This window comes from Photorhabdus heterorhabditis (genome assembly GCF_001280945.1).
GTDB lineage: Bacteria > Pseudomonadota > Gammaproteobacteria > Enterobacterales > Enterobacteriaceae > Photorhabdus > Photorhabdus heterorhabditis.
The window spans coordinates 1-15,069 of record NZ_LJCS01000058.1 but is presented as its reverse complement, the minus strand read 5'-3'; the positions used below and the strand labels follow the sequence as shown (position 1 = coordinate 15,069).

Genomic DNA, 15,069 nt, shown 5'->3' with positions numbered 1-15,069 from the left:
ACATTATGAAACAGTTAACTATTTACCCAGGCAAATTGACCCTTGATGAATTACGTCAGGTTTATCTACAACCGGTAAAAATAACGCTGGATAGCCAGACTTTTCCTGCTATTGAACGCAGCGTGGAATGTGTTAACGCTATTATTGCTGAAAATCGCACTGCTTACGGAATTAATACCGGATTCGGACTATTAGCCAGTACACGGATTGAAGAAGATAATTTAGAAAAATTACAACGTTCGCTTGTCGTATCTCATGCCGCTGGGATAGGTGAAGCGTTGGACGATAATATGACCCGGTTGATCATGGTATTGAAGATTAACAGTCTTTCCCGTGGTTACTCTGGTATTCGTCTTGAAGTTATTCAGGCATTAATTGCGTTAGTTAATGCGGAAATTTATCCTCATATTCCCTGTAAAGGATCGGTGGGGGCTTCTGGTGATTTGGCACCGTTGGCACATATGAGCTTGTTATTACTTGGGGAAGGGCAGGCTCATTATCAGGGCGAGTGGTTGCCAGCTAAAGAAGCTCTGGCAAAAGCCAATTTACAACCCATTACATTGGCAGCTAAAGAAGGCTTGGCATTGCTCAATGGTACTCAAGTATCTACTGCTTTTGCTTTACGTGGATTATTTGAGGCAGAAGATCTGTTAGTGGCAGCAATAGTTTGCGGTTCTTTATCTGTCGAAGCGGCGTTGGGTTCTCGCAAACCATTTGATGCGCGTGTACATGCGGTTCGGGGGCAACAGGGGCAGATTGATGTTGCTACATTGTATCGTTATGTATTAGAAAAAAGCAGTGAACTATCAGATTCTCATATAAATTGCCCCAAGGTACAGGACCCTTATTCATTACGTTGTCAGCCACAGGTCATGGGAGCTTGTCTGACTCAATTGCGCCATGCTGCCGATGTTATCCTGATTGAAGCGAATGCCGTATCTGATAACCCATTAGTATTTGCTGAACAAGGTGAAGTGATTTCCGGTGGTAACTTCCATGCTGAACCTGTTGCAATGGCGTCTGATAATCTGGCGCTGGTATTGGCAGAAATAGGTGCATTATCAGAACGGCGGATTGCGTTGTTGATGGATTCGCATATGTCACAGCTTCCTCCTTTTCTGGTTGATAACGGTGGTGTGAATTCGGGCTTTATGATTGCTCAGGTGACAGCGGCGGCGCTTGCGAGTGAAAATAAAGCGTTGGCACATCCTGCCAGTGTTGACAGTTTACCGACTTCGGCCAATCAGGAAGATCATGTCTCAATGGCCCCGGCTGCTGGGCGTCGTTTATGGGAGATGGCAGAAAATACTAGGGGTATTCTGGCAATTGAATGGCTATCTGCCTGTCAGGGAATCGACTTTCGGAATGGTTTGAAAAGTAGCCCGGTTCTGGAAAAAGCGCGCTGTATTCTGCGGGAAAAGGTAGATTATTACGATCAAGATCGTTTTTTTGCGCCGGATATTGCTGCTGCTGTACAACTATTGGCTGAGCAACACCTTTCCTCACTACTTCCTTCTGGACAGATATTACAGACTAAAAATAATCGTTAAATAAACCGATGGCCGGCTTCTGTCCGGCCTAATTGTTGCATTTATATTTCATATACCCAATAGATTTCAAATTGCAGTGCGGTGGCCAGTGAACGCATCCCCAGGAGCATAGATAACGATGTGGCTGGGGTAAGTGAAAGTAGCCAACAAAGCAGCAACTTGAAGGATGAAGGGTATAAAACCCAATAATAAAAGATAAGAGGGTAAATCATGCAAGCCTCATTACAACTAGAACGAGGACTCAACGCCCGTCATATTCGGTTCATGGCGTTGGGTTCTGCAATTGGCACGGGTCTTTTCTATGGTTCTGCTGAAGCAATAAAAATTGCAGGTCCGGCGGTATTGTTAGCTTATTTAGTGGGAGGTGCTGCGGTTTTTATGGTCATGCGCGCTCTGGGAGAGATGGCGGTCCATAAACCGGATGCCGGTTCTTTTGCCAGCTACGCTCATCAATACCTGGGTCCGTTATCGGGATTTATTACTGGCTGGACTTATACTTTCGAAATGATCATAGTTTGTCTGGCGGATGTAACGGCTTTCGGTATTTATATGGGGCTGTGGTATCCAGAAGTACCGCGTTGGATATGGGTACTCAGTATTATTTTCATTATTGGCGCGCTTAATCTTTGTAAAGTCAAAGTATTTGGCGAAATGGAATTCTGGTTGTCGATTCTGAAAGTAGCAGCGATCAGCGCAATGATTATTGCCGGAGCAGGTATTATTTTATTTGGTTTTAGTGGCCATTTTCAGGCAACCGGAGTACAGAATCTGTGGCAACACGGCGGATTTATGCCTAACGGATTTGGTGGCGTTATTGAGTCTTTAGCCGTCGTTATGTTTGCTTTCGGTGGTATTGAAATCATCGGTATCACATCTAGTGAAGCTAAAAATCCGGCGAAAATGATCCCGCAAGCGATTAACTCTATCCCGCTGCGTATTCTACTGTTCTATGTACTGACTATTTTTGTATTGATGGCAATTTACCCCTGGAGCAGCATCGGTCAGGAAGGCAGTCCATTTGTTGCAATATTTCAGGGATTGGGAATTAGTTCGGCGGCGAATATTCTAAATATTATCGTTATTACCGCTGCGATTTCGGCTATCAACAGTGATATTTTTGGTGCAGGTCGTATGATGTACGGCATGGCTGAGAAAGGGTTAGCGCATAAAAAATTTATGAGTCTAAGCCGTAATGGTGTGCCTTGGGTGACTATCATGATTATGACGCTGGCGCTGTTGTGTGCTGTCGTACTTAATTACTTGCTCCCTGAACGGGTGTTCGTAATCATTGCTTCGATTGCCACTTTTGCTACGGTATGGGTCTGGTTAATGATTTTGCTCTCTCAATTTGCTATGCGTAGAAAGATGTCACCAGAAGAAGCACAAAAATTACAATTTCCAGTACCGATGTGGCCTGTTGCACCGATACTGACTATTGTGTTTATGATATTTATTATTGCTATTCTCAGTTATTTCCCAGATACACGAATCGCATTCTATGTGGGTGGAATATGGATACTCTTGTTAACCGCCATCTATTATTTATGGATACGGCACAATGTAACCGCCGTTACCCCTCGTTCTGCTAAGAAAATATGATATATACCCTTCATCCTTCAAGTTGCTGCTTTGTTGGCTGTGTTCACTTGCCGCCGCGTTGCAAATTGAAATCTATTGGGTATAAATTATGTAGAAATCGTCTTATTTACCATTCATAAGACGATTTCCGCAGAATGAGTCAAAAATCTGTAATAAAACACCTGTACTAAAATTCTCTGTCATTAGTCTGACAGGAAAGCTGATTTGTCTCAATGATCGTGGCAAACTAACGGGTCAATGAGTTTACAGGGTTGGAGGGGCTTTTGGACAAGATTTTTATCGATGAGGCAGTGGCCGAATTATATACCATTAAGGATATGTTGCGCTGGTCTGTCAGCCGGTTTAATGCGGCGAATATTTATTACGGACACGGTACAGATAATCCATGGGATGAAGCGCTGCAACTGGTTCTTCCATCACTGTTTCTGCCGCTGGATATTCCACAGGAAATGCTGACAGCGCGATTAACATCAACTGAGCGTCATCGTATTGTCGAGCGGGTTATTCGCCGTATTAATGAGCGTATTCCGGTTGCTTATTTGACTCATCGGGCATGGTTCTGTGGTCATGAATTTTATGTTGATGAGCGGGTTCTGGTGCCGCGTTCACCGATTGGTGAATTGATTAATAATGAGTTTGCAGGATTGATCCCTGACGAACCCGCAAATATTCTTGATCTCTGCACTGGTAGCGGTTGTATTGCCATTGCTTGTGCTTATGCTTTCCCGGAAGCGGAAGTCGATGCAGTGGACATTTCCGCAGATGTGCTGGCAGTAACTGAACAGAATATTCAGAATCACAACCTTGAACACCGGGTCATTCCTATCCGTTCTGATCTATTCCGTGATATGCCACCTGTCAAATATAACCTTATCGTCACTAATCCGCCTTATGTCGATGCTGAAGATATGAGCGATTTACCGCAAGAGTTCCGCTGTGAGCCTGAGTTAGGTCTGGCGGCAGGTTCCGATGGTTTGAAACTCGCACGCCGTATTTTGGCAACTGCCCCAGATTTTCTGACAGAGCAGGGGGTACTGATTTGTGAAGTTGGTAACAGTATGGTGCATTTGATAGAACAATATCCTGATGTGCCATTTACCTGGTTGGAGTTTGAATACGGTGGTGACGGTGTATTTATGATGACGCGCGAGCAACTCGTCGAACATCATGAGCATTTTCGTTTATTCAAAGACTGATAGTTGGATGAGTTGTTATTGCTGTTTACCGGGTTAAATAAAAGAACAATTAACAGGAAGGAATTGGGATGGCTGGAAATAGTATCGGGCAATTTTTCCGGGTCACCACTTTTGGCGAATCCCACGGTTTGGCGTTGGGATGTATTGTCGATGGTGTACCGCCGGGTATTGCAATCACAGAAGCCGATTTACAAGTTGATTTAGACAGGCGTCGCCCGGGAACTTCCCGTTATACAACGCAGCGCCGTGAGCCGGACCAGGTGCGTATTCTTTCGGGGGTATTTGAAGGGATAACAACCGGTACCAGTATCGGTTTACTCATTGAAAATACTGACCAGCGTTCTCAGGATTACAGTGTTATTAAAGATGTATTTCGTCCGGGGCATGCCGATTATACTTATGAACAAAAATATGGTGTTCGTGATTATCGCGGTGGTGGCCGTTCTTCTGCCCGCGAAACCGCAATGCGTGTTGCAGCAGGTGCAATAGCGAAAAAATATTTACTGGATAAATATGGCATTCGTGTCCGTGCTTACCTGAGTCAAATGGGAAATGTCCATTGTGCATTGAAAGATTGGGGACAGGTGGAACAAAACCCATTCTTCAGCCCTGATGAAACCAAACTTGAACAACTTGATGCCTTGATGCGTGAATTGAAAAAAGCCGGTGATTCCATTGGTGCGAAAGTGACGGTTGTGGCAGAAAATGTTCCGGCTGGACTGGGAGAACCTGTTTTCGACCGTCTTGATGCAGATATTGCTCATGCGCTGATGAGTATTAATGCAGTAAAAGGTGTTGAAATTGGTGATGGTTTCGGTGTGATTAGTTTACGTGGCAGCGAAAACAGGGATGAAATTACCGCTCAGGGGTTCACTAGTAATCATGCGGGTGGAATTCTTGGTGGAATCAGCAGTAGTCAGCCAATTGTTGCTCGTATTGCGCTGAAGCCAACTTCCAGCATCATGGTGCCGGGCAAAACGATTAACCGCCAGGGTGAAGAAGTGGAAATGGTGACTCGTGGCCGCCATGATCCTTGTGTTGGCATCCGTGCAGTACCGATTGCAGAAGCAATGATGGCTATTGTTCTGATGGATCATTTATTACGTCAGAGAGCGCAGTGTGCTGATGTCGAATCCAGACTTCCTGGTTGGTGAGCGGAGGATGAAGCTAGCCTTATCCCGGATGGTTGAAATGGGTAGCTTAATGTTGATAAGCAATTTCTCTTGATGGGATAAAGTATGGATTGGTTATTATCAGGGGCAGAAGTTTATGGTCTGCTCTTTCTGGTTGCGGTGATTGCTGGATTTATTGACTCGATTTCTGGTGGTGGTGGTTTGCTAACCATTCCTGCATTGCTTTCAGTGGGTGTCTCTCCGGTTCAGGCATTGGCGACAAATAAGTTACAGGCAGTGGGAGGTTCTTTCTCTGCTAGTCTCTATTTTGTCCGTTATGGTGCGGTTGATCTCAAGTCTCAGCGCTTTGCCATACTGATGACGCTGTTTGGCTCAATGGCTGGTGCAATTATTGTCCAGTTTATGAAACCAGATTTCCTCAGTCAGCTATTACCGGTTCTGGTCATTATTATTGGTCTGTATTTTCTTTTGACTCCGGCAATTGGCAAGGAAGATCGCCATCGTCGCTTAACTCCAGTGGCATTTGCCTGTCTTGTCGGGGGTGGATTGGGTTTATATGATGGCGTATTTGGCCCCGGTGTTGGCTCATTTTATGCGTTAGCTTACGTTGCCCTGTGCGGCTATAACCTGGCGAAATCTACAGCTCATGCCAAGGTATTGAACTTTGCTTCTAACATGGGTTCACTGGTGCTTTTTATCCTTGGTGGTCAGGTTTTATGGGTATTGGGTCTGGTGATGCTGGCAGGGCAGGTGATTGGTGCACGGTTGGGCGCAAGTTTGGTTTTGACACATGGTCAAAAGCTTATTCGTCCGATGATTGTAACTATCTCTTTTTTGATGAGTATTAAATTACTGAATGATAATCACGGCGATACAATCCGTACTTGGTTGGCATTTTATTTTTGATTCAGGATTTTGTTTTTAATTCATGACAACGCATAACTATCAACAACTTATTGATATTTTTAATCGCTGTTTTGGCGAAGAATACAACACATGTTTAGTCAAAGGTGACGACGAACCTATTTATCTGCCAGCGGATGAAGAGACTCCCTATAACCGAATTGTATTTGCTCATGGCTTCTATGCCAGTGCTTTGCATGAGATTGCTCATTGGTGCATTGCGGGTAGAGAGCGCAGGAAATTAGTGGATTTTGGCTATTGGTATTGCCCGGATGGGCGTGATGCACAGACACAAAGTGAATTTGAGAAAGTAGAAATTAAACCGCAAGCACTTGACTGGTTGTTTTGTACCGCCGCAGGTTTTCCGTTCAATGTCAGTTGTGACAATCTAGAAGGGAATTTTGAGCCTGACAGATTGACTTTTCAACGTAAAGTTCATGCTCAGATTATGGACTACTTAGCAGAAGGGATACCGGCAAGAGCGGAGTGCTTTATTCAAGGACTGCAATCGTTCTACAATACGTCCCCATTGAAAGCGGAACATTTTCCTTACCCGGAAGATGTATTCGTAGAATGAAACTGAATTTGAGGAAAAATAATGCTCGCTGAGTTTGAAACGCGTATTTTATCGCAAATCGATGACATGGTAGATCACGCCAGTGATGATGAGTTATTTGCTGGTGGTTATCTCCGCGGGCATCTTACTTTAGCGGTGGCAGAGCTGGAGGAGGAAGGTGCTCATACGGCTGAACAGCTTCATGATCGTGTTGAAAAAAGTATCCAAAACGCGATTAAAGCAGGAGAACTGACCCCACCGGATCAGGTTCTGGTTCTCCATACTTGGCAGCGCTTGTTAGACAATGCTAAAACTCAATAATTTTATACCCGTTATCTTTCAAGTTGCCTCTTTGTTGGCTGCATTCGCTCTCCTTGGTCACAGAGTTATCTATGCTCCCGGGGATTCGCTCCCTTGCCGTCGCGCGGCATCTTGAAATTCATAGGTATATTAAGGGGCAGAAAACGAACTGTGCTACCAAAATTCATATGAATATCTAACGTTTGGCAGTGCAGTTCGTCAGAATCAGAGGCTCAATAGCGATTTTTATTCTTTCTATGTTTTGCTTTTCGTTACTTTTATCCCGTTTGATGGTGGCCATTGTTGTGAGGTATGTAGTACCCGTAGGATAACCACCGTGTGGGTTGTTTCGGTGTATACTACTATATAGTTAGATCGAACAACCATCTCCTGCGTACCGGGAATGCGGCCTGCTCGGTAAAGTTGTGGGCGTTCTGGTAGTGTTGCCACCTTATTCTCTATCGCGTTTTTTAACTGTTGAGCCGCATGGAGATTATCGTCAGATATGTAATCAATAATTGTCAACAAGTCAGCTCTGGCTGTTTCCCTCCATTCAAGAGTTAGTACGAAGTTTCCTTTCAATTAATTCTTGGGCTTCATCCATTACTTGCTGATGTGGGACAGGTTGGCGTGTATCGTCGAGTGCTTCTTGCACTTTAGCGAAAAACCAAGCATCGTAAGTTTCCGTATCAGCGGTGAAACCAGCAGGTAACGCACCATCTTTGGCGACACGGGTTAGCAGGATGCGTACAGCATCCGATATGGTTAGACCTAAATTAGCGAGCGTTTTTGTTGCATCGGCCTTGAGTTTATCGTCTACACGAACGTGCAGCATTGATGTTTGAGCAGCCATTTTTTTATCCTCCGCTTATCAGATTTCATTATGTATCTCATTTGAGAGCTATGTGCAAGAGCTAAGATATATTAAATTACATTACCAAAATTAATATGAATATCTAACGTTTGGCAGCGCAGTTCCTTAATGGTTTTTCAATTTTCACTTTACGGCCTTTCAGCAGCTTTCTGATCCAAAAACGGTTTGGATGAAGGGCCGCCAGTGTTTCATTATCCAGTGGCAATGGTTCATCAAAGATTTGTCCTGCAAGGATTTCTGCAACTAATGGTGCCGAGCATAATCCACGGGAACCTAATGCTCCGATAATAAATAGATTGGAATAACTGGGAGCATTTGAGATCGATTTCCCAGTGCGGATTTGTTCTGGTAGATTTTGATAATCTGCCATTATTTCATTGAAATTCGGCGCATTTCCTACCATCGGCATATGGTCACGAATAACGCAACGAATACCTTGACGAGATTTTCCAGCAGAAATATCAACCTGATTTACCCATTCGGCATCAGGTAAACATTTCAGTAATCGATCACGGTTCTCTCGTTGTTCCGTTTCTGAATATTCGTTATCGAGCTGATGGCGCTGATAACTAGCACCGATACAGTGGTATTGATTGGCTGGATTAGCCGGTGTCATATAACCATCATAGCAAAGCACATTTTTTAATTTACTCAATTCTGTCGTTGTCGGAATATCGCTGACTTGACCGCGAACGGCAGTTACCGGTAGTTTCTCGGTTTGTTCAAATTGGGGGAGATGGTGACCATTGGCAATAACTACCACTTTATGATGCCTGTTTAAGGGTTGCCCTTGATACATTAGATGTAGTTGCCAACTGTCTTTGTTGCGGTTAAGAGCGGTAATTTCATGATTGAAAAGACAAATCATCCCTTGTTGTTGTGCTAATTCTGTTGCGGCTCTGGTCAATTCAGCCGGACATAGCCATCCACCCTGTGGATAATGAATACCGTGGTAATTAACATCCAGCCCGCATTTTTCACTCAATTGGTGACAATTCATGCCAATAGCGAGTTCATTCGGCCATTCTGTTGCCAAAATTTTCTCAATTTTTCTGCTACTTTTTTCGTCATAAGCAAGCTGGCTGACACCACACCATTGATGGTCAAAATTGATCCCCTGTGCTGATAGCAACTCATACTGGCGGCGAGCAAAAGTAAATGCTGAGGTAAAGAATTTTTCGAGTCCGTCATTACTGCCGTTTAATAACGGGTAAAGTGCTCCTTGACGATTACCAGATGCACCTTGTGCTGAAAATTCATCCTGACAATAAAGCGTAACACGTGCTCCACGACGAAGTAGCGCAAGAGCGGTGAAAACACTGGCAATGCCTCCGCCGATAATGGCGATATCATCTGTACGGCTTGCGGCTGGACGGGCAAACCACGGTGCAGGCAATGATTGACATTTTTGGGTTGCCAGGGTTCCAGTCAGCATTTCCCTTTTGCGACCAAATCCTTTGACTTTACTGACATCAAAACCAGCTTGTAGTAAACCACGACGGACAACGCCAGCAGAGGTAAAGGTTGCAAAGGTTCCGGTTGGCCGGGCAAATCTCGCCATAGCAGCAAATAGCTGTTCGTTCCACATTTGTGGGTTTTTGGCAGGGGCAAAACCATCTAAAAACCAAGCGTCTACCTTCCCGTAAAGGCTGGAATCCATGGTTGGTAACAGATCATTGATATCACCAAACCATAAATCTAGTGTGACTGTCCCACTTGCCATAATTAATCGGTGGCAGCCTGCTAGTGGTTGAGGCCATTGTTGGCAGAGTTGCTGAGAAAAAATGCCAAGTTCAGGCCAGCGTTGATGAGCTTGCCATAAGTCACTGGTTTTCAGTGGGTATTTCTCAAAACTGATAAAATGCAGGTGCTGCAGTGGGGCGTCAGGGTGCTGTTGCTGAAATGCATCAAATGATTGCCAGAGTGTCAGAAAATTCAACCCAGTCCCGAAGCCGGTTTCTGCTATTACACAGTTAGAACGAGGATGAGTACAGAATCGTTGGGGAAATTGGTTGCCATTAAGAAATACATAACGGGTTTCCTCCAGTCCATCCTGATTTGAAAAGTAAACGTCATCAAATTGTGTTGAAATCGGGGTACCCTGATCATTCCAGCTTAGGGTTGCGGTACAGATGGCAGAATTTTTCACGGTAATGCCTGCAATGTTAATGATAATAACGCGATTTTAGCGAGGTTAAGCTTGATGCACCACCGGACAGAAAAAAAGATTGGAAATATGGTGAGTTGATTAGCAGTCAGCATCTGTGTTTGGGTAGGTGCTGAATATTATCGGGTATCATACCAATAACTTGCTGTTCAGTTCTTGGCTAGATGACCGGCAGCCAGACATAAAAGTCCCCCGGCAATCCCTTCAACCCAGCGACGATGACAGTCACTGAACGAGCCTTTTTGCCCCATACCGGCTATAACGATACCGATTAATCCATAAACCAGAGCGCAGGTGCTGATGAAAATTGCGGAAAGAATTATGGATTGGAGCGTATGGTTGCCATCAGCGATGATGAAGTTTGGCAGGATAGCGAAATAGACCAATAACCCTTTGGGATTCAGGAAACTGGTTAGGAAGCCTTTGGTCAGCAAGGTTTTGGCTGGTGAGGATGAGAAGATGATTTTGTTGGGGCGTATTGCTGAACGAAACATCTGAACCGCTAAATAGGCCAGGTAGACAACGCCGGCCCAGCGCATCACCTCGAACAGAATTGGTGAGGTTGCCACAATAGCGGTCACACCCAAAGCACCAAGAATGCCATGTAGACAATAGCCGGAGATGACCCCTGCATTGGCACGTAGAGCGGCTCTTTTTCCTGCGGATAGACCTTGAGATGCCACGAACATAATATCGGGTCCAGGAGTACAAATTAACGGTAATACAGTAGCGGCGAAGACTAAAAAATTTTCTAACTGCATGATTTTGCCTCCATATAATTAAGAACATCTGAAGTACTGGATTAGTACTAATAAGTTGGGCAGGCTAGACGCTATAATTAATCTACAGAAATATATGAGTTGGTATTTTAAGCTAATTTTTATGATATTTTGTGTCTAATTTTTCACTATTAATAGTCATAGTGAAATTTGTATAATATATTTTTCACTATAGTGGAATTGAATGCCAATGAAATTAGATAATATTGATAGACGTATTCTTCGTGCTTTGCAACGTGACGGCCGGCTCCAGAATGTCGAATTAGCTAAGGAGGTTGGTTTATCGCCATCTCCTTGCTTGCGGCGCGTACGGTTATTGGAAGAGGCGGGGGTCATCAAGCGCTATGTTGCAGTGCTTGATGGCTTGAAGATTGGAGCTGGTCTTTCATTGTTTGCCCGGATTTGGCTCAAGGCTCAGGATGCAGAGACGATTCAGCATTTTACTGATGCTATCCAAGAAATGCCTGAAATTGTGGAATGCCACTTAATGGCGGGAGAATGTGATGCGCTTCTGAGAATTGTTACCGAGGATCTCCATTCTTACCGCCGTTTCCATGCTGAACACCTAACTCGGATTGACAGTATTCAAAGCGTTAAGACCGAAGTACCGATGGAAACGGCTAAACTTACGCATATGCTGCCAATATGAGTTGCAAGTCCATCCTCTATGCATGTACAGGCAAGGTATTGACAAGGGATATATACCCTATGGATTTCAAGATGGATCGCGACGGCAAGGGAGTGAATCTCCGGGAGCATAGATAACTATGTGACCGGGGTGAGCGAGTGCAGCCAACAAAGAGGCAACTTGAAAGATGACGGGTATAGTTGTGCTGAGCGGCATCCATTGTGATGAGGGGGATTATTTCAGGGAAAGATATAATCTTTTATTCTATAAATTATTTACTTTCATACTAATATACTAACGCTATCTCTATCTCATAAAAAATATGAAGCACTTCCTCTCAGTATTTTTTCGTGAGATATTCCATCTAATAAGCTCCATTTAGCAGTAATCATCTGAATGCTATTGAAAAATAAATAAAGACTCACATCACATATTGCACTTCATCATTAACAAGTTTCTTTAGTAATAGTAACGGGGAAATTTAATTATAAGTAAAAAAACCTATTAACGAAGTGAGCTTTATATTTATGAAGAAATATAAAGCTCACACAATTTTTTAAATTCTTTTGATAGTTTTTTCGTCAAATGTAAAGAAATTGTATCAATAATTAACATTACCTTGAATCTGGCTGCTTTTTCGTCACCTCCATTGTGTTTGACTTCTTTAATATAAAATGAGCATAACTTACAAAATTCAGCCACTCTTTTTTCAAGAATATTTGCGTTTCTATCGATAAAATCATAATGGCGGTAATTATTAGCTCGCTTTAAGTTATCTGAATTTTGCATAGGCACTTGGGTAAGTGTTTTCTTTGAGATTAATTCAGAAACATCCTTATTATATTTTTTGCATATGAGTTCTAATAACCGCTTAATTCTGCTGAATATAATTATAATTAGTCCATAAAGTATGATGAATGCTCCAATTAAGATGTGATTCTGTTGTGATGCAATTAATAAATCGTTATTAATTTTCCCTCCATATTGTGATGAAACGCTTATATCCATATTAAAAGCCACTAATATCCATATAATACCAATGCTTAATAGAAAATAACCGAGTCCTCTCATTATTAATCCTCATTAAAATTAGTGGGTGGAATTATCCTAATTTAGCTAAGTCTTACAATGAACCTGCTGTTTGCATGTTATATAACATAATTACCACTATTCTGTATGTAAGTGACCGCTTTATTTATTGGATAAAGTCAGAAAATTTTTTATTTCAAAACGTATGCCACTTGATTTTGGGTAATTCGTATGATTATGTCAATACAAAAATAAAAGATCTGATTGCTTTCATAAAAACCTTGTTCATGGTTATAGTCGTTGTTGTTAAGCTTGTTTTTGAATCAGAAAAAAACATGAAAATAACAGGCATAGTAGTAGCGAATACCTTCATTGTTGTCTGTAATCTGATTTTTTCTTTTTTAAAGAAGTGGTATTAACAATAAAATGAAAACAGAACAATAAACAGTAATATGGTCTTGTTAAGTAGATATAAAGTACCTATCTTTAATTAAATCAACTTACCGATTACTATTTATATGAATTGATAAAGTTAGGGATTGTATTGATGTTGTTATCTTTTCCCCAGTATTACGGTTTACCAGAATGATTTCTATCTGAAATTTATTTTTATCTGTTGCTGTTTGAATATGTTTAATGCAAGTTAGTTGTTGTTTTAACCAGAAAATACATTGGGATTTAGGGATAGATGAATTTTTCTTCGTAATTTTATCCTGATCGGACTTGTTCGGCGTACAAGTGTACGCTAAAGTGCCGTTATAAAAATTCAGCAGATAGCAGATAAACATTTTAACGAGGTGAGGTATTTAATGAAGCGTGCAGTGATCACTGGCTTAGGTATTGTTTCCAGCATTGGTAATAACCAGGAAGAAGTACTGGCATCTCTGAAAGAAGGCCGCTCCGGGATAACTTTTTCCGAAAAATTCAAAGAGATAGGAATGAGAAGTCACGTCTGGGGTAATGTAAAACTGGATACGACGGGGTTAATTGACCGCAAAATTCAGCGTTTCATGAGCGACGCTTCTGTTTACGCTTATCTGGCGATGGATGAAGCCATTAAAGATTCTGGCCTAACTGATGGTCAGGTTTCCAATATTCGTAGCGGGCTGGTTGTGGGATCTGGTGGTGGTTCCCCGTATAACCAGGTTATGGGGGCTGATGGTATGCGTGCCCGTGGCTTGCGAGGTGTGGGGCCTTATATGGTGACTCGTTCAATGGCTTCCGGTGTGTCAGCTTGCCTTGCAACTCCGTTTAAAATCAAAGGAGTAAACTACTCTATCAGTTCTGCATGTTCTACTTCTGCTCATTGTATTGGTCACGCAGTTGAACTTATTCAGTTAGGGAAGCAGGATATTGTTTTTGCTGGTGGCGGTGAAGAACTGTGCTGGGAAATGAGCTGTGAATTTGATGCAATGGGTGCTCTTTCCACGAAATACAACGAAACTCCTGAAAAAGCCTCCCGTACTTATGATAAAAACCGTGATGGTTTTGTTATCGCTGGCGGTGGCGGTATCGTTGTTGTTGAAGAATTGGAGCATGCTCTGGCACGCGGCGCACACATATACGCTGAAATTGTTGGTTATGGTGCAACATCTGATGGTGCGGATATGGTTGCCCCATCTGGAGAAGGCGCTGTTCGTTGTATGAATATGGCACTGCAAGGTGTGAATGGTATTATTGATTATGTGAACACGCATGGTACTTCTACGCCTGTTGGTGATTTGAAAGAGCTAGAGGCGATTAGGGAAGTGTTTGGTGATACGACACCTGCAATTTCTGCAACAAAAGCGATGACCGGCCACTCATTGGGCGCGGCTGGTGTACATGAAGCGATTTATAGCCTGTTGATGTTGGAGTATGGTTTTATCGCACCTAGCATTAACATTGAGGATATCGATGATAAAGCAGTGGGTATGAATATCATTACTAAACCTACTGAACAGAAGCTGAATACTGTGATGTCTAATAGCTTTGGCTTCGGTGGTACTAATGCTTCCCTGGTTATGAGCAAGTATTTGGAGTAAGCCCTTTTTATCATTAGGTTATTCAGGACAGTGTTTAGACAAAAGTGGTAGTTTTTGGCGCACTGTCCGTATCACTATTATTCTGCCGTCTGATTCTACTCATTATGTGCTCAGAAGAGATGAGTTCAGAATTCACAGAAGAAGGACATTACTTCGGTCTGGTAGATGTCAGAAGGTTATCATAGTTGAGTTCAACACAAGTAAAAAATCTATGGTCGCCCTCGTTTTTGCAACACTCATTTTGATGAATTTTGGGCTTGCTTAAATCTATCCGGCGTCACTATAGGCAAGGAACCTGCGCCTCGATGAGTTCCGCGCCTGATGAACCTTA

Annotated in this window: 14 protein-coding genes; 9 read left to right on the top strand and 5 right to left on the bottom strand. The window is 42.8% G+C overall.

The window, feature by feature from the left end:
* Nucleotides 1–5: 5 nt before the first annotated feature.
* From hutH to AM629_RS16715, 7 genes are all read left to right on the top strand, one after another.
* Nucleotides 6–1,550, top strand: coding sequence for a histidine ammonia-lyase (gene hutH, locus AM629_RS16745; RefSeq protein WP_054480397.1), 1,545 nt, complete (start codon nt 6–8; stop codon nt 1,548–1,550).
* Nucleotides 1,551–1,760: 210 nt separating this feature from the next.
* Nucleotides 1,761–3,149, top strand: coding sequence for an L-histidine transporter HutT (locus AM629_RS16740; protein WP_054480396.1), 1,389 nt, complete (start codon nt 1,761–1,763; stop codon nt 3,147–3,149).
* 263 nt (nt 3,150–3,412) lie between these two features.
* A complete protein-coding gene (prmB, locus tag AM629_RS16735) occupies nt 3,413–4,345 on the top strand; it encodes a 50S ribosomal protein L3 N(5)-glutamine methyltransferase (RefSeq protein ID WP_054480395.1) in 933 nt (310 codons plus the stop codon).
* Nucleotides 4,346–4,413: 68 nt separating this feature from the next.
* Nucleotides 4,414–5,499 carry a chorismate synthase gene (aroC, locus tag AM629_RS16730; RefSeq protein ID WP_054480394.1) on the top strand — a complete coding sequence of 362 codons (1,086 nt, stop codon included), beginning with the start codon at nt 4,414–4,416 and terminating at the stop codon, nt 5,497–5,499.
* A gap of 84 nt (nt 5,500–5,583) precedes the next feature.
* Nucleotides 5,584–6,384, top strand: a complete 801-nt coding sequence (locus AM629_RS16725; protein ID WP_054480393.1) for a sulfite exporter TauE/SafE family protein — start codon at nt 5,584–5,586, stop codon at nt 6,382–6,384.
* Between the two features lie 22 nt (nt 6,385–6,406).
* Nucleotides 6,407–6,958: an elongation factor P hydroxylase gene (locus AM629_RS16720; RefSeq protein WP_054480392.1), complete on the top strand. Its 552-nt coding sequence runs from the start codon at nt 6,407–6,409 to the stop codon at nt 6,956–6,958.
* 21 nt (nt 6,959–6,979) lie between these two features.
* Nucleotides 6,980–7,258: a YfcL family protein gene (locus AM629_RS16715; RefSeq protein WP_054480391.1), complete on the top strand. Its 279-nt coding sequence runs from the start codon at nt 6,980–6,982 to the stop codon at nt 7,256–7,258.
* Nucleotides 7,259–7,492: 234 nt separating this feature from the next.
* Here AM629_RS16715 and AM629_RS22425 read toward each other — a convergent pair whose 3' ends face one another.
* The 4 genes from AM629_RS22425 to AM629_RS16700 form a co-directional block, all read right to left on the bottom strand.
* A complete protein-coding gene (locus AM629_RS22425; RefSeq protein WP_235525505.1) occupies nt 7,493–7,762 on the bottom strand; it encodes a type II toxin-antitoxin system RelE/ParE family toxin in 270 nt (89 codons plus the stop codon).
* A 28-nt stretch (nt 7,763–7,790) separates the two neighbouring features.
* Nucleotides 7,791–8,072 (bottom strand): type II toxin-antitoxin system RelB/DinJ family antitoxin, encoded by a 282-nt coding sequence (locus AM629_RS16710; RefSeq protein WP_235525503.1) that lies wholly within the window; start codon nt 8,070–8,072, stop codon nt 7,791–7,793.
* Between the two features lie 121 nt (nt 8,073–8,193).
* A complete protein-coding gene (gene mnmC / locus AM629_RS16705; RefSeq protein WP_054480389.1) occupies nt 8,194–10,260 on the bottom strand; it encodes a bifunctional tRNA (5-methylaminomethyl-2-thiouridine)(34)-methyltransferase MnmC2/FAD-dependent 5-carboxymethylaminomethyl-2-thiouridine(34) oxidoreductase MnmC1 in 2,067 nt (688 codons plus the stop codon).
* Between the two features lie 167 nt (nt 10,261–10,427).
* Complete coding sequence (locus tag AM629_RS16700; RefSeq protein ID WP_054480388.1) at nt 10,428–11,039, bottom strand: LysE family translocator; 612 nt, start codon at nt 11,037–11,039, stop codon at nt 10,428–10,430.
* Between the two features lie 202 nt (nt 11,040–11,241).
* Between AM629_RS16700 and AM629_RS16695 the strand changes: the two genes are divergently transcribed.
* Nucleotides 11,242–11,706: an Lrp/AsnC family transcriptional regulator gene (locus tag AM629_RS16695; RefSeq protein WP_054480387.1), complete on the top strand. Its 465-nt coding sequence runs from the start codon at nt 11,242–11,244 to the stop codon at nt 11,704–11,706.
* Nucleotides 11,707–12,210: 504 nt separating this feature from the next.
* Here the strand turns inward: AM629_RS16695 and AM629_RS16690 are convergent.
* A complete protein-coding gene (locus AM629_RS16690) occupies nt 12,211–12,756 on the bottom strand; it encodes a hypothetical protein (protein ID WP_054480386.1) in 546 nt (181 codons plus the stop codon).
* 767 nt (nt 12,757–13,523) lie between these two features.
* Here AM629_RS16690 and fabB point away from each other — a divergent pair.
* The gene (gene fabB / locus AM629_RS16680; RefSeq protein WP_054480384.1) at nt 13,524–14,738 is read left to right on the top strand and encodes a beta-ketoacyl-ACP synthase I; all 1,215 of its coding nucleotides are present in this window, start codon (nt 13,524–13,526) and stop codon (nt 14,736–14,738) included.
* Nucleotides 14,739–15,069: the final 331 nt, after the last annotated feature.

What these genes read in the sequence shown, in the direction of transcription:
- AM629_RS16715 (WP_054480391.1), top strand. Translation starts at nt 6,980, where the DNA reads ATGCTCGCTGAGTTTGAAACGCGTATTTTATCGCAAATCGATGACATG.
- AM629_RS16695 (WP_054480387.1), top strand. Translation starts at nt 11,242, where the DNA reads ATGCCAATGAAATTAGATAATATTGATAGACGTATTCTTCGTGCTTTG.
- AM629_RS16700 (WP_054480388.1), bottom strand. Translation starts at nt 11,039, where the DNA reads ATGCAGTTAGAAAATTTTTTAGTCTTCGCCGCTACTGTATTACCGTTA.
- AM629_RS16710 (WP_235525503.1), bottom strand. Translation starts at nt 8,072, where the DNA reads ATGCTGCACGTTCGTGTAGACGATAAACTCAAGGCCGATGCAACAAAA.
- AM629_RS16725 (WP_054480393.1), top strand. Translation starts at nt 5,584, where the DNA reads ATGGATTGGTTATTATCAGGGGCAGAAGTTTATGGTCTGCTCTTTCTG.
- fabB (WP_054480384.1), top strand. Translation starts at nt 13,524, where the DNA reads ATGAAGCGTGCAGTGATCACTGGCTTAGGTATTGTTTCCAGCATTGGT.
- aroC (WP_054480394.1), top strand. Translation starts at nt 4,414, where the DNA reads ATGGCTGGAAATAGTATCGGGCAATTTTTCCGGGTCACCACTTTTGGC.
- AM629_RS16690 (WP_054480386.1), bottom strand. Translation starts at nt 12,756, where the DNA reads ATGAGAGGACTCGGTTATTTTCTATTAAGCATTGGTATTATATGGATA.
- AM629_RS16720 (WP_054480392.1), top strand. Translation starts at nt 6,407, where the DNA reads ATGACAACGCATAACTATCAACAACTTATTGATATTTTTAATCGCTGT.
- hutH (WP_054480397.1), top strand. Translation starts at nt 6, where the DNA reads ATGAAACAGTTAACTATTTACCCAGGCAAATTGACCCTTGATGAATTA.
- AM629_RS16740 (WP_054480396.1), top strand. Translation starts at nt 1,761, where the DNA reads ATGCAAGCCTCATTACAACTAGAACGAGGACTCAACGCCCGTCATATT.